Origin of the sequence: Streptomyces sp. CT34 (assembly GCF_000805335.1) — a bacterium.
Lineage (GTDB): Bacteria > Actinomycetota > Actinomycetes > Streptomycetales > Streptomycetaceae > Streptomyces.
On the sequence record NZ_KN708638.1, the window covers coordinates 1,094,265 to 1,114,005 of the forward strand.

General features: G+C 73.9%; 23 protein-coding genes. 8 read left to right on the forward strand and 15 right to left on the reverse strand.

What is annotated here, in order from left to right:
• Positions 1–333, forward strand: a 333-nt coding sequence (locus RZ84_RS40610) for a RibD family protein (protein WP_241777584.1), incomplete at its 5' end; no start/stop codon positions are given.
• Here RZ84_RS40610 and RZ84_RS37880 read toward each other — a convergent pair.
• Genes RZ84_RS37880 through RZ84_RS04965 form a run of 5 tightly spaced genes read right to left on the reverse strand, consistent with a single transcriptional unit; the run spans position 250 to position 4,746 of the window.
• A complete protein-coding gene (locus tag RZ84_RS37880; protein WP_043263241.1) occupies positions 250–1,281 on the reverse strand; it encodes a lysylphosphatidylglycerol synthase domain-containing protein in 1,032 nt (343 codons plus the stop codon). The genes RZ84_RS40610 and RZ84_RS37880 overlap by 84 nt on opposite strands.
• Positions 1,278–2,162 carry a class I SAM-dependent methyltransferase gene (locus RZ84_RS37885; protein WP_107068077.1) on the reverse strand — a complete coding sequence of 295 codons (885 nt, stop codon included), beginning with the start codon at positions 2,160–2,162 and terminating at the stop codon, positions 1,278–1,280. Before RZ84_RS37885 ends, RZ84_RS37880 begins: the two co-directional genes overlap by 4 nt.
• Entirely contained in the window at positions 2,159–3,280 is a 1,122-nt protein-coding gene (locus RZ84_RS04955) for a glycosyltransferase family 4 protein (RefSeq protein WP_043263243.1), read from the reverse strand. The genes RZ84_RS37885 and RZ84_RS04955 overlap by 4 nt, the downstream gene beginning before the upstream one ends.
• Before the next feature lie 19 nt (positions 3,281–3,299).
• The gene (locus RZ84_RS04960; RefSeq protein ID WP_043263244.1) at positions 3,300–3,698 is read right to left on the reverse strand and encodes a 6-pyruvoyl trahydropterin synthase family protein; all 399 of its coding nucleotides are present in this window, start codon (positions 3,696–3,698) and stop codon (positions 3,300–3,302) included.
• A gap of 52 nt (positions 3,699–3,750) precedes the next feature.
• Entirely contained in the window at positions 3,751–4,746 is a 996-nt protein-coding gene (locus RZ84_RS04965) for a zinc-dependent alcohol dehydrogenase (protein WP_043263245.1), read from the reverse strand.
• A gap of 123 nt (positions 4,747–4,869) precedes the next feature.
• Between RZ84_RS04965 and RZ84_RS04970 the strand changes: the two genes are divergently transcribed.
• On the forward strand, positions 4,870–5,589 hold the full coding sequence (locus tag RZ84_RS04970; RefSeq protein ID WP_043263246.1) for a CDP-alcohol phosphatidyltransferase family protein: 720 nt from the start codon (positions 4,870–4,872) through the stop codon (positions 5,587–5,589).
• Positions 5,590–5,608: 19 nt separating this feature from the next.
• On the opposite strand, the gene RZ84_RS04975 is transcribed toward RZ84_RS04970, so the two are convergent.
• Positions 5,609–6,022 carry a hypothetical protein gene (locus tag RZ84_RS04975; protein ID WP_043263247.1) on the reverse strand — a complete coding sequence of 138 codons (414 nt, stop codon included), beginning with the start codon at positions 6,020–6,022 and terminating at the stop codon, positions 5,609–5,611.
• Positions 6,023–6,084: 62 nt separating this feature from the next.
• The gene (locus RZ84_RS04980; RefSeq protein ID WP_043263248.1) at positions 6,085–6,285 is read right to left on the reverse strand and encodes a hypothetical protein; all 201 of its coding nucleotides are present in this window, start codon (positions 6,283–6,285) and stop codon (positions 6,085–6,087) included.
• Positions 6,286–6,565: 280 nt separating this feature from the next.
• On the opposite strand from RZ84_RS04980, the gene RZ84_RS04985 reads away from it, so the two are divergent.
• On the forward strand, positions 6,566–7,342 hold the full coding sequence (locus RZ84_RS04985; protein ID WP_043263249.1) for an alpha/beta fold hydrolase: 777 nt from the start codon (positions 6,566–6,568) through the stop codon (positions 7,340–7,342).
• Between the two features lie 57 nt (positions 7,343–7,399).
• Here the strand turns inward: RZ84_RS04985 and RZ84_RS04990 are convergent, their stop codons facing one another.
• Positions 7,400–8,284: a siderophore-interacting protein gene (locus RZ84_RS04990; protein ID WP_043263250.1), complete on the reverse strand. Its 885-nt coding sequence runs from the start codon at positions 8,282–8,284 to the stop codon at positions 7,400–7,402.
• 87 nt (positions 8,285–8,371) lie between these two features.
• On the opposite strand from RZ84_RS04990, the gene RZ84_RS04995 reads away from it, so the two are divergent.
• The 3 genes from RZ84_RS04995 to RZ84_RS05005 all read left to right on the forward strand — a co-directional run bounded on the left by RZ84_RS04995 (position 8,372) and on the right by RZ84_RS05005 (position 11,512).
• A complete protein-coding gene (locus tag RZ84_RS04995) occupies positions 8,372–9,199 on the forward strand; it encodes a TetR/AcrR family transcriptional regulator (protein ID WP_043263251.1) in 828 nt (275 codons plus the stop codon).
• 155 nt (positions 9,200–9,354) lie between these two features.
• Complete coding sequence (locus RZ84_RS05000; protein WP_241777585.1) at positions 9,355–10,476, forward strand: right-handed parallel beta-helix repeat-containing protein; 1,122 nt, start codon at positions 9,355–9,357, stop codon at positions 10,474–10,476.
• A gap of 7 nt (positions 10,477–10,483) precedes the next feature.
• Entirely contained in the window at positions 10,484–11,512 is a 1,029-nt protein-coding gene (locus tag RZ84_RS05005; RefSeq protein ID WP_043263253.1) for a methyltransferase, read from the forward strand.
• Positions 11,513–11,597: 85 nt separating this feature from the next.
• Here the strand turns inward: RZ84_RS05005 and RZ84_RS05010 are convergent, their stop codons facing one another.
• The 7 genes from RZ84_RS05010 to RZ84_RS05040 all read right to left on the reverse strand — a co-directional run bounded on the left by RZ84_RS05010 (position 11,598) and on the right by RZ84_RS05040 (position 16,888).
• Complete coding sequence (locus tag RZ84_RS05010) at positions 11,598–11,930, reverse strand: TcmI family type II polyketide cyclase (protein WP_043263254.1); 333 nt, start codon at positions 11,928–11,930, stop codon at positions 11,598–11,600.
• A gap of 56 nt (positions 11,931–11,986) precedes the next feature.
• Positions 11,987–12,463 (reverse strand): SRPBCC family protein, encoded by a 477-nt coding sequence (locus RZ84_RS05015; protein WP_043263255.1) that lies wholly within the window; start codon positions 12,461–12,463, stop codon positions 11,987–11,989.
• 1 nt (position 12,464) lies between these two features.
• A complete protein-coding gene (locus tag RZ84_RS05020; protein WP_043263256.1) occupies positions 12,465–12,728 on the reverse strand; it encodes an acyl carrier protein in 264 nt (87 codons plus the stop codon).
• Positions 12,729–12,741: 13 nt separating this feature from the next.
• On the reverse strand, positions 12,742–13,992 hold the full coding sequence (locus tag RZ84_RS05025; RefSeq protein WP_043263257.1) for a beta-ketoacyl synthase N-terminal-like domain-containing protein: 1,251 nt from the start codon (positions 13,990–13,992) through the stop codon (positions 12,742–12,744).
• Positions 13,989–15,257, reverse strand: a complete 1,269-nt coding sequence (locus tag RZ84_RS05030) for a beta-ketoacyl-[acyl-carrier-protein] synthase family protein (RefSeq protein WP_043263258.1) — start codon at positions 15,255–15,257, stop codon at positions 13,989–13,991. The genes RZ84_RS05025 and RZ84_RS05030 overlap by 4 nt, the downstream gene beginning before the upstream one ends.
• A complete protein-coding gene (locus RZ84_RS05035; RefSeq protein WP_043263259.1) occupies positions 15,254–15,688 on the reverse strand; it encodes a cupin domain-containing protein in 435 nt (144 codons plus the stop codon). The genes RZ84_RS05030 and RZ84_RS05035 overlap by 4 nt, the downstream gene beginning before the upstream one ends.
• Positions 15,689–15,769: 81 nt before the next feature.
• A complete protein-coding gene (locus RZ84_RS05040) occupies positions 15,770–16,888 on the reverse strand; it encodes a SchA/CurD-like domain-containing protein (RefSeq protein ID WP_043263260.1) in 1,119 nt (372 codons plus the stop codon).
• A gap of 269 nt (positions 16,889–17,157) precedes the next feature.
• On the opposite strand from RZ84_RS05040, the gene RZ84_RS05045 reads away from it, so the two are divergent.
• On the forward strand, positions 17,158–18,795 hold the full coding sequence (locus RZ84_RS05045; protein ID WP_043263261.1) for an FAD-dependent oxidoreductase: 1,638 nt from the start codon (positions 17,158–17,160) through the stop codon (positions 18,793–18,795).
• Positions 18,796–19,228: 433 nt separating this feature from the next.
• On the forward strand, positions 19,229–19,720 hold the full coding sequence (locus RZ84_RS05050; RefSeq protein ID WP_043263262.1) for a glutathione peroxidase: 492 nt from the start codon (positions 19,229–19,231) through the stop codon (positions 19,718–19,720).
• Positions 19,721–19,741 lie beyond the last annotated feature (21 nt).

Genomic DNA, 19,741 nt, shown 5'->3' on the forward strand with positions numbered 1-19,741 from the left:
GAGCGCGTCGGGGCCGGCGTCGAGGTGCTGGCGCTGCCGGACGCCGCGGCGTTCGCTCCGCGGCGGCTGCTGGCCGCGCTGGCGGACCGCGGGCTGGGCCGGGTGCTGATCGAGGGCGGCGGGGTCACCGTCTCGCGGTTCCTGCGGGCGCGGGCGCTGGACCGGCTGTATGTGACCGTCGCGCCGGTGCTGCTCGGCGACGGGGTCCCCGGCCTGCGGTTTCCCGGTACGCCGGTGATGCGCGACGCGCTACGGCCGCCACTGCGGCGGGCCCTGCTCGGCGAGGACACGCTCTTCGAGCTGGATCTGCGGACGGCCGCGTCCGGACCGTAGCCGCGCGACCCATCGGACGACCAGGACCCCGGCGCCTGGCAGGCTCGCGGCGAAGGCGAGCACGCCGTAGACCACGGCGGAGGCCAGGCCCAGTGCCGCGCCCAGCCCGGCGGCGCCGAACGCCCAGGCCGCGACGCCCTCCCGCGGCCCCCAGCCGCCGACGTTCAGCGGCAGCGCCATCGCCAGCAGGGCCAGCACGACCAGCGGCACCAGCTCCGCCGTGGGCGCCCGCGCTCCGGCGACCCGGGCGGCCAGCAGGAACATCCCCAGATACCCGGCGAGTACGACGGCGGAGCAGGCCGCGACGCCCGGCCAGACGGCCCGGCCGAGCAGCGCCCGCCGTGCCTCGGCCAGCGCGACCCGCACACCACGCCCGTCCCGGCCACCGCTCCCGCCGCGGCCCCGCCGGCGCAGCAGCGCGGCCACGGCGACGCCCAGGGCGCCCGCCCCGGCCGCCGCGAGCAGCCCCCCGCGCACCGCACCTGGGGCGCCGACGACCCGGCCGATCGGCGCCAGCACGGGCGACGGCCGCACGGCCAGCACCACCGCGCCCACCGCGATCAGGACCACCTGGCCCGCGGCGCGCTCCAACACCACCGCCCGCACCCCGCGCCCCAGGTCCCCGGCGTCCCGGCCGTGGCGTACGGCGCGGTGCACATCGCCCAGCACGCCGCCGGGCAGCGCCGCGTTCAGGAACAGTGCCCGGTAGTAGTCCGCGACGGCCCGGCCCAGCGGGAGCCGCAGTCCCAGGCCGCGGGCCACCAGGCACCACCGCCAGGCGCTGCACACCGTCGTCAGCACACCGATGCCGAGCCCGGCCAGCAGCGTGCCGGCGTCGATCCGGCGCAGCCCGTCCAGGAAGGCGGCCGATCCCAGATGCCGCACCAGCAGCGCCAGGATGGCCACTCCCCCGAACGTCCGCAGCCAGGACCGGGCCCGGCGGTTCATCCCCCGGCCCCGGCTCTCGCCCCGTACGGTCCCGGCAGCGCCAGCAGATCGGTGTGGTGCACCGTGACGCCCAACTCGCCGGCCGCGCACGCCTCCAGCCGCCGCCGCAGATACGCGTCGGCCGCCGGTGCCAGCCCCGACCGCTGCGCGCGGGCGGCGCCCACCCAGCCGCGCAGCCACTGTTCGGTCAGCGCGCACTCGGGCCCGCCCAGCCGCCAGGGGCTGGCCTGGGTGACCACCGTCGCCCCGCGCCGCTCGAACGCCTCGACGGCGGCGGACGCCGCGTCCGGCCCGAGCAGCCGCCGTCCGCCGTCCGTCCGGCGTTGATGCGCGTTGAAGGCGGCGGCGATCTCGGCGTCGAGGGGGTCGTACGGGGTGAGTTCGACCCGTCCGCTGACCGAGAGCGCGAACAGCGCCGGGCACCGGGCGCCGGTGCACGCCTCGGCGACGCGCTCCAGCTCCTCCCGGGTGAGCAGGTCGAGCAGGGCGGAGGCGGTGACCAGGGACGTGCCCGCGAGGGCGGCGGCGGTCAGCGCGGCCAGGTCGCCCAGCTCCACGACGGCGGTAACCGGCCGGCCGTCGGCGGCGGTTGACGGCATGCGCACGGCGGCCCGGGACAGCAGCACCGGGTCGTGGTCCTGGAGGACCCAGTGCTGCGGACCGGGCAGCCGGACCGCGAGCCAGCGCCCCATGGAGCCCGTACCGCAGCCCAGGTCGCGGATGACCAGGCCGTCCGGGTCCGGCATCCCGTCCGGATCGAGGGCGGGCGACCAGCCGCGCAGCGGTCGCAGCAGCTCGGGCGCGCGGGCGGCGGCGTCGGCCCGTTCCCGCAACTCCAGCCACTGCGGACAGAACCGCGGCCCGCCGGCCCCGCCCGTCACCGGCTCCAGGGCTCGTCCCGGAGCCGTTCCAGCACTTCCGCCAGACCGTGCGACGTCATCTCCCACCCCTCCAGCATGGCACGCCGTCCACGGGCCGAGATCGTCAACCGCCGCCGCAGTCCGGCATCGTCGAACCAGGCCCGCAGCGCGGCACCGAGGGCGGCCGGTTCCCCGTCCGGTACGAGGAGTCCGGGCACGCTCCCGTCGGGAGCCGTCCCCACCGCTTCCGGGACGCCGCCCACGGCCGTGGCCAGCACCGGGATGCCACGCGCCAGCGCCTCGGTGAGCACCATGCCGTAGGTCTCGGCGTACGAGGTGAGCACCAGCAGGTCGGCGGCGGCGTAATACGCGTCCAGCTCGGTGGCGGCCCGCGGCCCGGCGAACCGGATCCGCCCGCCGAGGCCCGATTTCCGCACCTTCTGCCGCAGTTCGTCCGCATAGCGGGCGTCGCGTCCGGCGCCACCGACGAGATCGCAGGTCCACGGGAAGTCGCCGGCGAGGGTCAGCAGGGCGTCCACCAGCCGGTGGTGGCCCTTGCGCGGGGTGAGGGCCGCGACACAGAGCAGCCGGCCGGCGCCGTCGGTGCCCGTCGCCTGCGGTGCGGCGTCAACTCCCGGCCGGGCGACGGCGACCCGGGACGCCGCCAGCCCGTGGTGCGCGCGGATCCGGCCGGCGGCCCACTCGCTGGTGGCGACCACCGCGCGCACGGTGTGCAGGGCGCGCCGCTCGCGGGCGTCCAGGTCCGCGGCCACCCCGGGAGCGAGGCCGGTCTCGTCGGCGAGCGGCAGATGTACCAGGACGGCCGTCCGCAGCCGCGCCGCCTCGGGAGCGAGGACGTCGGGAACGCCGCAGGCCACCAGCCCGTCGAGGAGGACGACGGCGCCGTCCGGCAACTCGGCCAGGCGGCGGGCCAGTCCAGCGGTGGCGGCCCGGTCCGGGCGGGGCCAGGTGCCGGGCGCCGCGAGGCGGCGGACCCGCCAGCCCAGGTCCGGGAGGTCCCGGCACACCCGCAGGTCGTAGGTGTTGCCGCCGCTGGGCGCGGTCGGGCCGGTGATGCCGCCGGGCAGCACGACGTGCACCACCCGGGCCCGTTCCGCGGCGTCGTCGGGTCGGGTCATCGGCGGGGCCCGTGCCGGGTCACAGGGTGCGCTCGTAACTGGCCCAGGCGATATGGGATTCGTGCAGGGTCACGGTGATGCCGGACAGTTCGCGGGCGCCCTCGCCGAGGTTGCCGGCCTGCACCCGGTCGGCCAGGCGGTCGGCGATGACCTTGGCCAGCGCCTCGGTCGAGGTGTTGGTCCCGGCGAAGGCGGGTTCGTCGTCGAGGTTGCGGTAGTTCAACTCGCCCACCACCGCGCCCAGTTCCCGGGTGGCCAGGCCGATGTCGACCACGATGTCGTCGGCGTCGAGTTCGGGGCGGCGGAAGGTGGCGTCCACGATGAAGGTCGCGCCGTGCAGGCGCTGCGCGGGCCCGAAGACCGCGCCGCGGAAGCTGTGGGCGACCATCAGATGGTCGCGGACGGTGATGCTGAACACGGTGTTCCTCCGGGTGGTGTCGCGGTGCGGATGGCTCGGTCGGTGCCGGCCGCTATCCGGGGAGCGGCCCGGCCGCCGGATAGCGGATGCGGTGGCACAGCGCCGGGAGTTCGCCGCAGGCCAGCCGCGGCAGGACGGACGGCAACTCCTCGAAGGCGGATTCGCCGGTGATCAGCGCGTCGAAGGCGGGGTCGGCGAGCAGGTCGAGGGCGAGCGCGAGCCGGTCGGCGAACGTGCGGCCGGCGCGCCGGGCCGGGGCGAGGCCGCCGACCTGGCTGCTGCGGACCACCAGCCGCCGGGAGTGGAAGGACTCCCCCAGCGGCAGGCTGATCCGCCGGTCGCCGTACCAGCTCAGTTCGATCACCGTGCCCTCGGGGGCGAGCAGTTCGAGGGCGCGGGCCAGCCCCTCCTCGGTGGCGCTGGCGTGCACCACGAGGTCGCAGTCGCCGTCCGCGTCCGCGGGCAGCGCGAAGGCGGCCCCGAGCGCCGCGGCGGTGGCGGCCCGCGCCGGGTCGGGGTCGACCAACTGGACGCGGACGGCCGGGAATCGGGCCAGCAGGGCGGCGACCGCACAGCCCAGCATCCCCGCGCCGACCACCGCGATCCGGTCGCCGAGCAGCGGCGCGGCGTCCCACAGGGCGTTCACCGCGGTCTCGACGGTGCCGGCCAGTACGGCCCGGGCGGCGGGCACCGTGTCGGGGACGGGGGTCACCGCGGCCACCGGGACGACGTACCGGGTCTGGTGCGGGAAGAGGCAGAAGACCGTCCGCCCGAGCAGTTCCTCGGGCCCCTCCTCCACCACGCCCACATTGAGATAGCCGTACTTGACCGGCGCGGGGAACTCGCCTTCCTGGAACGGCGCGCGCATCGCGGTGTGCTGGCTCTCGGGGACGCCGCCGCGGAAGACCAGGCTCTCGGTCCCGCGGCTCACGCCGGAGTAGAGCGTGCGTACCAGCACCTCGCCGGGGCCGGGCCGCCGCAGGTCGGCGGTCCGGATCTCGCCCTCGCCCGGGGAGCCGAGCCAGAATGCCCGGGCGGCGCGCGGCAACGGAATCCTCCTGGACGGTGTGCCGATGCGTCGCCGATGCTGGAGGACGCACGGTGCGGATCTTGGTGACGCCGTCACGATACGCGGCGCCCGCCGGGTCCGCCAGACGCACCGGGAGGCACGATGGCCGTACAACGGCAGTACGGGTCAAGGCCGTTCGCCGCGGACGCCGCCGTGGGCGCGGTCGCGCAGCTGGTGCTGCTGGAGGTGCTCTGCCGGGCGGTCGGGCTGGGGACCGCGGGGTGGCTGGCGGGGTCCGTCTTCGCGGTGGCCACCGGTGCCGCGCTCACTCGCGCGCTGCGCAGGTCCTGGCCGGACTCGTTCGGTCCGGCCAACCGCGTCACCCTGGCCCGCGCCACGCTGGTCGGCGGGGTGACCGCGCTGGTCGCCGACTCCTTCGACCGGCGGGTTCCGGTGACAGCGCTGATCGGACTGGCCACCGTCGCGCTGGTGCTGGACGCGGTGGACGGCCGGGTGGCCCGGCGTACCGGGACGGCGACGCCGCTGGGGGCCCGCTTCGACATGGAGGTCGACGCGTTCCTGATCCTGGTGCTGAGCGGATACGTCGCGAAGGCGCTGGGCCCGTGGGTGCCGGCCATCGGCGCGATGCGCTACGCCTTCGTCGCCGCGTCCTGGGCGCTGCCGTGGCTGCGCGCCACGCTGCCGCACAGCCGGGCACGCAAGGCGGTGGCGGCGGTGCAGGGGATCGTGCTGGTGGTGGCGGCGGCGGGGATGCTGCCGCGGGAGGCGGAGTTCGCCGCGGTGGCGGGGGCGCTGGCGCTGCTGGTGTGGTCGTTCGGACGGGATGCGGTGTGGCTGTGGCGGGCCCGGGAGCGGGTCTGACCGGCCGGGACGCCGGGGCTCAGGTGCCCGCGTGCCGTCCCAGGTAGACGACCAGCGCCAGGAAGACCAGCACGAGGTTGGTGACGGCGACGCCGAGCAGCACCCGTATCCACAGGCTGCGTCGGGCCGCCTCGTACGTCGCCGCGCGGTGGGTCACCAGGAGAGTGCCGGGCAGCCGCGCCAGCCGGGTGCCGGGGCGGACGGCGGTGGCCCGGGCCCGCCGGACGCCGCAGCGCGGGGACGCCAGATGGCGGGCGGCGATCTCCGGGCAGGCGCGCCGGTGTCCGCGCGGCGGGCGCAGCGCACCGCGGCCCGGGTGGTGGCGCCCCCGGCAGGGCCGTGCGGAGCCCGGACCGGAGGCCGTGGGTATGCAGGTACGCGAGCGGACCGCGCGCCACGGCGGCGGTCCTTTACGTCGCGATGCGCCGGCCATGGGCGGTCACCCGGATCCGGTGGCGCCGCACGCGGTGCGAGCCGCCCGCGCCGCCGCGCCGCTCACTCGGCCGCCCCGCCCGGTGCCCCGTCCGCGGTCCCGCGGTCGGGGTCGACGCCGACGCTGCGCGCGATCCGCAGCGCGTCGTCCAGCTCGTCCTCCGCGACGGCCAGGGCGTAGGCGTCGTCCGCCGTGCGCGCCACCGCGACGGCGGCCCGTGCCGCACGCACCCGTTCCCGTACCGACTCGGCGAAACCGCCCACGCATGCCCTCCGCGTTCAGGCCGACCGGCCATCGCGTTCATCTGTTGAATAGCGGAATTCCTCAACTCTAGTCGACCAGCCCGGCGGCTTGAACGGGTGGTGCACCGGCCGCCGGACGAACGCCCGGCGCCGCTCCCCGGCCGTCCCCGGGGCCCGCCCGAGGCCCTTGAATCTCCCGTAGCAGGAGCTTCTACGGTCCCGGCGGACGCGGCCGGTCGGCGCCCGGCGAGCCGCGTCCGGCACGACCGGCCGGGCACCGTCACGACAGCGAGGAGCGAGGATGACCGCGTTCGTTCTGGTATCAGGGGGCTATACCGGCGGCTGGATCTGGCGCGAGGTCGCCGCGCGGCTCCGGGAGCGGGGGCACGAGGCGTACCCGGTGACGCTCACGGGGATGGGCGACCGGCGGCATCTGGCCGGCCGGGACACGGACCTGGAGACGCACATCGAGGACATCGTGCAGGTCCTGGACCACGAACAGCCGCGGGACGCGGCGGTCGTGGGGCACTGCTACGGCCTGCTCCCCGCCCTGGGCGCCGCCGACCGCCGCCCGGACCGGGTCGACCGGGTCGTCTACCTGGACACCGGCATGCCGGCCGACGGCGACACCGCGTTCGACGTGATGCCCGACCCGGCGCTACGGGACCGGCTGCTGCACCGGGCCGGGGAACTCGGCGCGGGATGGCTGCTCCCACCGCCCCCGCTCACCGACGAGCAGCTGTGGGGCAGCCTCACCGGCCTGCCCCCCGCCGCCCGCGACCGGCTGGAACGGCTTGCCGCGCCGCAGCCGCTGGCCACCTTGACCCGGCCGCTCCGGCTCACCGGCGCGGCGGCCGAACTGCCGGCCACCGGCGTCTTCTGCACCGCCAACGGCGCGAGCATCGCCACCGTGGAAGCCCTGGTGGCCACCGGCGACCCCCGCTTCGCGATGCTCACCGAGCCCCGGGTCGGCTTCTTCGACCTGGACACCGGGCACTACCCGATGCTGTCCCGGCCCGGCGAGCTGACCGACGTACTGATCCGGTCGGCGGCGGACGAGGGCCGGCGCCTCGGCTAGGAGTTGCCCGGCGGGTCGGGGGCGGGCCCCGCCACGACCCGCCGGAAGAGCCCTGGCTCAGCCGCCCTGCCCCCAGGCCGCCGCCTTCTCCCGGGCCTCGGCGAGGTCGTCCTCGGTGGGGGCGTCGTCCTGGGTGAGGCTGCGGCGCCAGTAGCCGGTGAAGTCGATCCGGTCCTTGGCGACACCGCGCTCCCCGGTCAGATGGCGACGCAGCGCCCGCACCGCGCCCGCCTCACCGGCCAGCCACACGAAGGCCGGGTCCGGCGGGAGACCGGCCGCGCGGACCGCGTCCAGCAGCACGCCCCTCCGCCCGGCCGGCGCGCGGTCGCGGTGCACCCAGTGGACGGTGAGGTCGGCACGGCTGGGCAGCGGCTGCTCCTCCGCCGCATCGGCGATCTCCACGTACGCCAGCGCGCGGGCGCCCGCGGGAAGCGCGGCGGCGAGCGAGCCGATGGCGGGCAGCGCCGTCTCGTCCCCGGCCAGCAGGATCGGCCCGGGGGCGTCGAGCGGCAGCGGCCGGGCGTACTCCGGCGCCGGGCCGTACCGGGCCAGGGTGTCGCCCACGGAGGCGGTCGCCGCCCAGCGGGTCGCCGGACCGGCCTCCGTATGCGCCGCGCCGGGCGCCCCGTGCAGGACGAAGTCGACGGAGAACCGCCGGCGTTCGGGGTCGTGGGAGCGCACCGTGTAGCTGCGCATCCAGGGCCGCTCCTCCTCCGGGATGGCGAGGAACGCCTGGTACCAGCGCATGGCGTCGCCGTCCGGGGTCGTCCCGGGGAGGCGGGGAACGCGTTGGCCCGGTTTGGGGAAGAGCAGTTTGAGCTGCTGGTCGGGCCAGGTGGGGAAGGCGTCGAGCCCCTCCCCGGCGAAGGTGACCCGGACCATACGGGGAGTGATCCGGCGGACGTCGGTGACATGGATGAGTGCGACGGGCACAGCCGTCATCGAAGCTCCTCGGGAACGCGCGGATGATATCTTTACGGCGTAAAGAATTCGACCGGCGACATTACTTTACGCCCTAAGGAGTTGCAAGTGGTGGTATTCGCGGGCCAGGGCGACGCCCGCCGTTCGCTGTCGCTGCTGTGGCGCGCCGACACCCCCGAGCGGACCGCCCAGGCGCGTACGCCCCGGGGGCCCAAGCCGGCGCTGAGCGTCGACGCGATCGTCGACGCGGGCATCACGGTGGCCGACGCGGACGGTATGGCGGCCCTGTCCATGCGCACGGTCGGTGAGCGGCTGGGCCGTACGGCGATGGCGCTGTACACCTACGTCCCCGGCAAGAACGAGCTGGTGGACCTGATGTACGACCGGGCGCTGGCCGAACTCCCCACCGGCTACGACCTGTCGGCGGGCTGGCGGGCCGCGGCGGCGTCCTGGGCGGCGGACACCTGGGAGTTCTACCTGCGCCACCCGTGGGTGCTCCAGGTCTCCCAGGCCCGGCCGGTCCTCGGCCCCAACGAGTACGCCGCCCTGGAGTCCCTGCTCGGGGTGCTGTACGCCACCGGGCTGGGCTCCGCGGTACTGCGCCGGATCGTCGGCGTGCTGTTCCACTTCGTCCGCGGCTCCGCACAGACCGTCGCCGAGTCCCGGCTCCCCCCCCCCGCCACGGGCGTACCGGACGAGGACTGGTGGCAGGCCCGCTCCGGCATGCTGACCGAGGTGGCCCCCGACTTCGCGGAGCGCTTCCCGCTGCTGGTCCGCCTGGAGACCGAGGGCGCGGCACCGCCGGCGGACGACACGCCGTATCTGGAGCGCGAGGCGAAGCGGACCTTCGAGGTCGGGCTCGCGGTCGTCCTGGACGGCATCGAGGCGTCGGTCGCCCGCTCCGGGACGGTGCCCGACCGGGCGCCGTCGAGCTGACACTCCGTCCGATCCCGGCCCCGCCGCGGGGTCCGGCCCCGGGCCGGCCGCCGCGTACGAGCACCGCGCGGCCGGAGAGCACAACTGCCGCACCGACCGCCGTCAACGGGTTAGCACATGTGGCGAGCGGTGGTGATCGCCCATAGCTTCGCCTCATGGCGCTACGAAAGATGACGCGACGACAGACGGTCTCCCTGGGCTGCGTCGCAGCGGTCCTGGCCGGCTGGCCGGTGGCCGCCCCGCCGGCCCAGGCCGCCCCGCACCGCGCCGGCGGGCGGATCGTCGTCCGTCCCGGAGAGTCGATCCAGCGGGCGGTGGACGCGGCCCACCCGGGCGACACGGTCGTCGTCCTGCCCGGCATCTACCGGGAGAGCGTCCTGATCACCACGTCGCACCTGACGCTGCGCGGGGTGGACGACAAGACGGTGCTCCGGCCCGCCGGGACGCGGGCCGAGAACCCCTGCGGGCGGACCGGTGACGGCATCTGCGTCACCGGGACCAAGGGCGCCCCCGTCCGGGACGTCCAGGTGCGCTCGCTGATCGTCGAGGACTTCCGGCGCAACGGCCTGTGGGCGTCGGGGACCGAGCGGCTGACGGTCCACGACGTGGCCGCCCGGCACAACGGCCGGTGGGGAATCGGAGTGGAGAAGTCGGTGCGCAGCTCGGTGCGGCGCAACGAAGCGACGGGGAGCGGCGATGCGGGGATCTTCCTGGCGAACGTCGCCGACGCGCATGTGGGGGCCATCGACACCCGCGGCACGCTGATCACCGACAACCGTCTCACCGGCAACCGCATCGGCCTGACCGTCCGGCGCCTGCGCAACCTGCTGGTCGCCGGCAACACCCTGATGGGGAACTGCGTCGGGATGTTCGTCGTCGGCGACGAGAACCACCCCCGGGCCGGGGCGGTGACCGTCGCGGAGAACGAGGCGTCCCGGAACAACAAGTCCTGCCCCGCGACCAGGCGCCTGCCGGCCGTCCAGGGCTCCGGCATCGTCCTGACCGGCGTCGAGGACGCGCTCGTCGAGCGCAACCTGGTCCGGGAAAACGGCGGCAACTCCCCGCTCTCGGGCGGCATCGTGCTCTTCCACAGCTATGTCAACGCCCTCAACGAGCGCAATCTCGTGCGCGACAACGTGGTACTGCGCAACTCGCCGGCGGATCTGGTCGACAAGGACCCGGACGGCCGGGGGAACCGATTCGTCCGCAACATCTGCCGGACATCCCGACCGGCCGGCCTGTGCCCGGCGCACGCGTCACGATCAACGGGAGAATAGAGGCGGCATGACCACCGTAGGTTCCACCCCCCAGCCGGCCATGCGGCTGCGGGAACTCGTCTTCGGAGCCGCGTGCGCGGCGGCCGTACGGGCGGCGGCCCGGCTCCGCGTGGCCGACGCGCTGGGGGAACAGCCCGCCGGTGTGGCGGAACTGGCCGCCGCGGTGGACACCGAACCACGGGCGCTGCGACGGCTGTTGCGCGCGCTGGCCTGCTACGGGATCTTCGAGGAGACCGCGGACGGGGAGTTCGCCCACACCGAGATGTCCCGGCTGCTGCGCGACGACGCGCCGAACAGCCTGCGTTACATCTCCCTGTGGTGCACCGAGCCGTGGACCTGGGCGGCCTGGCCCCGGCTGGACGAAGCGGTGCGCTCCGGCCGCAGCATCTTCGACGACCTGTACGGCAAGGGGTTCTTCGACTACCTCCACCAGGACGCCCGCGACTCCGCCCAGGTCTTCGACCGGGCGATGACCACCTCCAGCAAGCAGTCGGCGCAGGACATCGCCGAACTCCTCGATCTCACCGGGGTGTCGTCGGTCGCGGACATCGGCGGCGGCCAGGGCCAGGTGCTGGCCGCCCTGCTGGAGAAGCACGAGACGCTGCGCGGCGCCCTGCTCGATCTGCCCGAGGTCGTGGCGAACGCCGACCCCCGGCTGCGGGAGGGCGGAGAACTGGCGCACCGGGCGCGGATCGTGCCCGGCGACTGCCGTGCGGACATCCCCGTACAGGCCGATCTCTACCTCATCAAGAACATCCTGGAATGGGACGACGAGAGCACCCGCAGGACGCTGCGCAGGGTCGTCGAGGCGGCCCGGCCCGGTGCCCGGGTGGTGATCATCGAGAACCTCGTCGACGACAGCCCCTCGATGAAGTTCACCACCGCCATGGACCTGCTGCTGCTCCTGAACGTCGGCGGGGCCAAGCACTCCAAGGAGAGCCTGGTGAGCCACATGGCCGAGGCCGGTCTGCTGGTCCACGACATCCTCGTCGTGAACCCGTATCTGCACGCCTTCGAGTGCACCGTGCCCGAGTGACGGTGCACGGTGCCGCGGCCCGCACGGCACGACCGGCGCATTCCGCCGGTGGGCGGGGAGCGCGCCGGTCGCGTCCGGGCCGCCGTCAGCGGGCGCCGTCGCGCTCCCAGCGGTAGAACTCCTGGGCCATCGCGTCCTTGGGGCTGCGCCAGCTCTCCGGGTGGTACGCGCTGACGTACGCGGACAGCCGCTCGCTGATGCCGCGGAACTCGGGGTGGTCGTGCACCTTGGCGATCTCCGGACCGGGCGGCCGGTCGGATTCGATGAGGTGCAGATAGACATCGCCGAACTGGAAGAGGGTCCGCCGGTTGACGCCCACGAGGTGGGGAAGCTCGGTGCGGTCCGAGGCCGCGAAGACCTCGGCGATGTCCTGGGCCGAGCCCGGCTTCATCCGGGCGACGATCAGAGCGTGGTGCATCGGGAAGATCCCTTCGTTGCCGCCTGCCGGCGGTGCGAACGCGTCGTGTCGGGACGTCAGTTGACCGGGGCGGCGGAGCGGAGTTCGCGGTCCCGCTGCTCGATCCGGTCCCGGATGAGCTCCATCTGGATCCGGGAGTTGCGGTTGATGTGCTCGGTCATGCCCTTGTCGTCGATCGGGGCCTCGGGCTTCATGGCGAAGTCCTGGATCCAGCGCATGGACGTGCCGCCCGGGATCTCCGTGTACTTCCAGTGGATGTCCATGTGCGCGAAGGGACCGGTCTCGACGCGGCGGGCGCGGACGGTGCGCGACCTGCGGTCGATCACCCGCTCCGAGACCCAGCTCCAGATCGTGCCGTTCTCGTCGGGGTGCATGGTCAGCCGGAAGGTGGTCCGGTCGCCGTCCCGTTCGAGCACCTCGACCGAGGCGTACTCGCTGAAGAGGTGGGGCCAGTTCTCCAGGTCGTTGGTCATGTCCCAGACGAGGTCGAGGGGGGCGGCGATGGTGATGTCGTTCTCGGTGTGACCGGACATGTCATGCTCCTGTCGTAGATACCGGGTCGGTGTTGACGAGGTCGAGGAAGTCGCGCGGCGTCCTGGCACGCTCCGAGTTGGCGGGCAGCGGCCGGCCGAACCGGTTCTCCAGTGCGCCCACGATGCCGAGCAGACCCAGCGAGTCCAGGCCGAACTCGGCGAAGGTCGCGTCGGGCCGACTCGCCATGTCCTGAGGGTCGACGGTCAGCCCGGCGGTCGACTTCATCAGCCGGGCCAGCTCGTCGAGAGTCAGTCGAGCGGTCATGGGAATCTCCTTCTCACGAGGGGGACTTGTCGCCCCGGCGCAGCACCATCGCCGCGTTGGAGCCCATCAGTCCCCGGCTCAGCACCAGCGCCGTCCGGAGATCGGCGGAGCGCGGCTTCCCGGTCACCACGTCGAGGTCATGGCAGACGTCGACGACATTGGGGGTCGGCGGCACGAGGTCGCTCTCCATCGAGAGCACCGCGGCGGCGATGTCCAGGACCGGAGCACCGCAGTACGCCCGGCCGATGCCGGTCTTGGGCGCCGTCACCGGAACCCGTGCGGCATAGCCGCCCAGGGCGTCGGCCAGCGCCAGCGCCTCGGCACGGTCGGCCGAGGCCACGCCGAGCGCGTCCGCGAACACGACATCGATCTCCTCGGGAGCGCACCGCGCGTCCTCCAACGCGCCCTCGATGGCCCGGGACAGCCCCTCGCGGGACTCCTCCCACAGGGCGGCACCGGTGAAGGTGGCGGCATGCCCGGCCAGGAAGGCCCGGGCCCGGGCGCCCCGCTCCTCGGCCGCCGCCTGCTCCTCGACGACCAGCATCGCGCCGCCCTCGGCGGGCACGAATCCGCAGGCGCCGGTGGTGAACGGACGGTAGGCGCGGATCGGGTCGTCGGACCGGCTCAGGTCCTCGTACCCGAGCTGGCAGACGACCGAGTACGGGGCGAGCGGCGCCTCGGCGGCGCCCACCACCACGGCGGAGGTGCCGCGGCGGATGGAGCGGGAGGCGTGCGCCAGCGCGTCCAGCCCGCCCGCCTCGTCGCTGGCCACCACTCCGCACGGCCCCTTGAAGCCGCCCCGGATCGAGATCTGTCCGGTGCTGGCCGCGTAGAACCAGGCGATGGACTGGTACGGGCCGACATGGCGCGAGCCCTGGCCCCACAGGCGCTGCAGTTCCCGCTGACCGAACTCACCGCCGCCGGAGCCGGCCGCCGTCACCACGCCCACCGCGAACGGTGTGCGGTTGTAGTCGGCCCAGCCCAGCAGCGCGTCCTCCAGCGCCAGGTTGGCCGCCGCCATCGCGAAGTGCGTGAACCGGTCGGTCTGGACGAGGAAGCGCTCCTCGATCAGCTCGCCCGGGTCGAAGTCGCGCACCTCGCCGGCGACCTTCAGGGGCAGGTCCCGGCACCCTTCGCGGGTGACCGTGTCCAGGACGCTGATGCCCTCCTTGGTGGCCTTCCAGAAGGCTTCGGTGTTCGGCCCGTTGGGGGCGATGACACCGATGCCGGTGACGACGGAGCGACGTTCGCGCGGGGAGATCATCTCGCCCTCCCACCCTGTCGGGTCAGGACCACCGCCGACTGGAATCCGCCGAACCCGCTGCCCACCGACAGCACCGACCGCAGCCGCAGTTCGCGCGCCGTCTTCGGTACGTAGTCGAGGTCGCACTCGGGGTCCGGGGTCTCGTAGTTGGCCGTCGGCGGCACCACCTGGTGGGTCAGCGCCAGGACGCACGCGACGATCTCGATCGCCCCGATCGCGCCCAGCGAATGCCCCACCATCGACTTGATCGAGCTCATCGGCACCTTGTAGGCGTGGTCGCCCAGCGACTTCTTGACCGCGGCGGTCTCGTGGCGGTCGTTCTGCTGGGTGCCCGAGCCGTGCGCGTTGACGTAGTCGACCTGGGTGTGGTCGATCCGGGCATGGGCCAGCGAGCGGTTGATCGCCTCGGCCATCTCCAGACCTTCCTGGGTCAGGCCGGTCATGTGGTAGGCGTTGCCGAACGTCGCGTACCCCCGTATCTCGCAGTGGATGGTGGCACCGCGGGCACGGGCGTGCTCCAGCTCCTCCAGGACGAGGACGGCGCCGCCCTCCCCCATGACGAAACCGTCGCGCCGGGCGTCGAACGGCCGGGAGGCGTGGGCGGGGTCGTCGTTGTTGGCGGACGTCGCCTTGATGGCGTCGAAGCAGGCCACGGTGATCGGGGAGATCGGCGAGTCCGACGCACCGGCGACGCACACGTCGACCCGGCCCTCCTCGATCGAGTGGAAGGCGTACCCGATCGCGTCGAGGCCGGAGGTGCAGCCCGTCGAGACGGTCTGCACCGGGCCGTGCGCGCCGATCTGCTCCGCCACCGCCGAGGCCAGCGAACTGGGCGAGAACGCCCGGTGCAGATACGGCCCGGCGGGACGCGGGTCCACGTCCCAGCGGCGGCCGAACTCGCTGACCGCGACGTAGTCGTGCTCAAGCCGCGTGGTGCCACCGACCGCGGTACCCAGGGACACCCCGATCCGCCAGGGGTCCTCCTTCCCGATGCCCAGGCCGGCCTCGCGCAGCGCCTCCGCCGCGGCCACCAGCGCGAACTGGATGTACCGGTCCGAGCGGGCCACCTGCTCCCGGCTCAGCCCGTGCTCCGCGGGGTCGAAGTCGCACTCGGCGGCGATCCGCGAGCGGAACCCGGTCGGGTCGAAGAGGGTGATGCCGCGGGTGGCCGTACGCCCGGTGGACAGCAGGTCCCAGAACGCGGGGACCCCCACGCCGCCCGGGGCGACGACGCCGACGCCGGTGACCGCCACGCGACGGGTCATGACACCGGCTCCGTCCGTTCCGGTGGGGCCGGCGCCGAACCCTCTTCGGTACCCTCGGTGTCCACGTGCCCGAGTTCGGGGCGCGGCGCCAGCGGGCCGAGGTGGAAGACCATCCGGGCCTCCACCTCCCCGACGTTGCGGAAGCGGTGCCGTATGTACGGCGGGATCAGCAGCCCCTGGTCCGGGCGCAGCGGGTAGGAATCGCCGTCGAGATCGACCTCGAGCGCGCCCTGGACGACGTACACGAACTCCTCGGAGTACGGGTGGTAGTGCTCGCCGATGCGCTCGCCGGGCTGCACGAGTGCCATGCCCATGAAGCCGCTCGTGGCGCCCACCGCACTGGGGGTCAGCATGGCGCGCAGGTCACCTCCGCGCCGGCGGTTGGGCTGGGTCTCGCTGAGGTTCACGATGCGTGGGCGGAACGTGGTCATGGCTGATTCCTCCAGGGGCGTGGTGCCGGCGGATGGGGATGGTGCGCCCGCGACGGGCAGACGGCGGACAGGCGGACGCCGTCAGGCGCCCGGAGCCCAGCGGTCGGTGATGAGGTCCATGTCGGCACGCGCCAGGAAGTGCGCGAGCTCGCGGTCGTTGGACAGGCCGCCGGCCACGTCGGTGTCGAGCAGCCGGCGCAGCACGGCGATCTTGCGGGGGCCGCGCGCCCCGAGGGCCGTCACGGGGTCGCTCTCGATGGGGACCCGCAGGTCGACGAGCCGGACGACGATGTCGTCGCGCTGGAAGACGGTGCTGCCCTGGATGGGGCACTCCGGGTCGTCGGCGGCCTCCTCGTCCTGACGGGCCAGCATCTTGGCCAGCGTCATACCGAAGCCCGGCCTGGCCGGGTAGAGGAGCCCGTGCCGCCGTACCCGCTCGCGCTCGTGGCCGGCCGCCGCCACGTGGTGCACCGCGGGCAGCGCGGCACGGGTGAAGAACACCCGGGCGGAGTTGGGGTCTTCGAGGTCCCGGTCCTGCTCCAGGTACGGGTTGATGGCCTCCTCCACGGCGCGGACCTCGGGCTGCCGGGAGACGTGGCGCAGCGCGGCGATCAGGTCGCCCTGGACCTCGATGGCCCGTACGACGCGGTTGCCGTGCATGAAGAGGGAGGTGCGGCGCAGCCGGGTGGTGTCGTCGACCCGGGACTCCGGGGAGGTGTACCCGGCGAGGATCTCGGCGACCACCGGCTCACTGCCCGGCTTCACGGTGAAGGTCAGGGCGTGCCGGACCACTCCGTCACCGACGCGGGGGCTGACCTGGAGCCGGCCCTTGGACGGCTCGGGGGTGAGGCCGGCGGGGTTCGAGGTCTCGCGCAGCACGCTGAAGCGCAGGGAACGGGTGTCGCGGACGCAGTCGTGCAGCGGCTGGACCATCTTGACGTGCTCCTCGCTGTTGACCCAGGCCAGGAAGGGCGGCGCGCTCTCCCATTCGCTGGTGATCAGCCACTGGGAGGGGTTCTCGATGGACTGGCACAGCTGGTCGGAGAGGTGCCCGGGTACGGAGGCCACCTGGTTGCGCAGTTGCTCGTAGGCTTCGAGGAAGCGCTGTTGGGCACCTTCCTCAAGATCCAGCAGAAGTACGACCCGGAGTCGGGAACCGTCGAAGGCGGACTGCGATATTCGTTCCGACAGGGTTGTCATCGTCCACGCATCTCCTCTGGGGCCCGAAGACCCCTGTGGTGCGTCGTCAGTTCCGGTGCAGTCCGGGGGACCGGTGCGATCCGGGCGACTGAGCCGGATGGGCGGACCACCGGCCCGGCGTGTCGCGGGGGCGGTCCGGATTCGATCGTGGCCAAGAGCCACGGCCTGCGCGAGATCTGTGAGCCATGCAGGTGAACCGTGATCGAACAGCCCGCAGGGCGGGCATGCGTGCTCCATCTGTCGTACGCCCGATGGAGCTGGAGCACGCAATGAACGCCAAGGTCGAACACCGGGTCCCGGTCCTCATCGTCGGCGGGTCCCTGGTGGGGCTGTCCGCCTCGCTGTTCCTGGGACGCCTGGGCATCGCCCACACACTGGTCGAGAAGCACGCGGGCACCTCGCGGCATCCCCGCGGGCGGGGGAACAACGTCCGCACCATGGAGCTGTTCCGGGTGGCCGGCGCCGAACGGTGGATCCGCGAGGCCGCCTCGGTCCTGTCCGACAACCACGGGATCCTGCAGGCCCGTTCGCTGACCGGCGACGACCAGGAATGGCTGTTCCGGGAGATCGACCCGGGCGGCGGGCTGGCCAGATTCAGCCCGGCCGGCTGGTGCCTGTGCAGCCAGAACGACCTGGAGCCGGTGCTGGTGCGGTGCGCCCGCGAGCACGGCGGCGATCTGCGGTTCGCCACCGAGCTGATGTCCTGCGACCAGGACCCGGACGGGGTCACCGCGGTCGTCAAGAACCGCGACACCGGCGAGCACGCCACCCTCCGCGCGGACTACCTGATCGCCGCCGACGGCCCGCGCAGCCCCGTACGGGAGCGGCTCGGCATCGGCCGGACCGGCCCCGGCGACCTCTTCCACAACGTCAGCATCACCTTCCGGGCCCCCGAGCTGGCGGACGCGGTCGGCGACCGCCGTTTCATCGCCTGCTATCTGACGAACCCGGAGGCCGACGGCGCCCTGCTGCCGGTGGACAACCGCGAGCACTGGGTCTTCCACGCCCCCTGGCACCCCGACCGCGGCGAAACCCTGGAGGACTTCACCGACGAGCGGTGCATCGACCACATCCGGCGGGCAACCGGCGTACCCGGTATGGCGGTTGAGATCACCGGCAAGGCGCCCTGGCACGCGGCGGAGCGGGTGGCGGAGCGGTACGGGGCCGGCCGGATCTTCCTGGCCGGCGACGCGGCCCACGAGATGTCCCCGACCGGGGCGTTCGGCTCCAACACCGGCATCCAGGACGCGCACAACCTCGCCTGGAAGCTCGCCGCCGTACTGGAGGGCGCCGCGACCCCCGAACTGCTCGACACCTACGAGGCGGAGCGGCAGCCGGTGGCCCGCGCGACCAGCGCCCGCGCCTCGGCCCGGTCCGCCGAGCACAGCCACCCCGGCTACGCGGCAGCGCCGAACGCCGGCGCGGGCCGGCAGCGCGGGATGCTCACCGTCGCCCTGGGCTACTGCTATCCGCAGGGCGCGGTGATCGGCGCCGACCCCGACCTGCCGGTCGTCCCCGAGCAGATGCGCCTGACCGGCGAGCCCGGCACCCGCGCCCCTCATATGTGGCTGCGCGACTCCGGCCGACGCCGCTCCACCCTGGACCTCTACGAGCGGTCCTTCGTCCTGCTCACCGGTCCCGAGGACGGTGCGGTGTGGCGCGCCGCCGCCGAGAGCGCCGCCCGGCACTGGTCGGCGCGCCTGGACCACTACCGCATCGGCGACGGCCCGGACACCGACCTGGCTCCCGAGGACGGCGCCGAGTGGGCCGAGGTCCACGGGACGGCTCCGGAGGGCGCGGTACTGGTGCGTCCCGACGGCTTCGTGGCCTGGCGCGCGGAGGGCCGGGTGGCCGACCCGGAGGGGGCGCTCCGGGAGGTGCTGGGCGGCCTGCTGTGCCGCGAGTGACCCGGCCGGCGCAGACCGCGTGAGGCGACCGGGGGGACGGGGCCGGCGGGACGGAGGGGCGTCCCGCCGGCCCTGGAACGTATCTTCTGACGGTCACCGCCGCAGGGGCATCTCACGCCGGCACCGGCCGGGTCCCGCAACTCGCGGGACGATTTGGTGTTGAGTCCGGGCATGGACGTCAAGAAGACCTCGGGCCACCCCTTTCAACGCATCTCCCTCCCGCACCAGCCACCCCGGCTGCCGCCACCGGTCCCCCGGCGCCCCTACGAGGACACACCGATCTTCGACCAGCTCCTCAAGGAGTGGCGGGCCGGCGCACTGCGGCCGGCCGTGTCCTGGCCGATCGACGATCCGGGGAAGACCAGGCCGGGCACCGCTGTTGGGAGCGATGATGACCGTTCCTACCCGCGGCACCGCACCGAGGAGCCCCACCATGAACCTGTACGACATCCCGCTGCACACCCTGACCGGTGAGCCCGCCTCCCTCGCCGACTACCGGGGCAAGGCCCTGCTGGTGGTGAACGTGGCGTCCAAGTGCGGGCTGACCCCGCAGTACGAGGGCCTGGAGCGGCTCCAGCAGCGGTTCGCGGGCCGCGGTTTCAGCGTGCTGGGCTTCCCCAGCAACCAGTTCGCGGGTCAGGAGCCCGGCAGCGCGGAGGAGATCGCCACCTTCTGCTCGACGACGTACGGCGTCAGCTTCCCGCTGTTCGAGAAGACCGACGTCAACGGCGAACGGCGGCACCCGCTGTACGCCGAACTGACCGCCACGCCGGACGCCGAGGGGGCGTCGGGTGATGTGCAGTGGAACTTCGAGAAGTTCCTCATCGACCACACGGGGAAGATCACCGGCCGCTTCCGGCCGCGCACGGAACCGGAGGCGGACGAACTGGTGGCAGCCATCGAGGCCGCACTCCCGGCGGCCTGAGCCCCGACGGCGGGGCGGGCC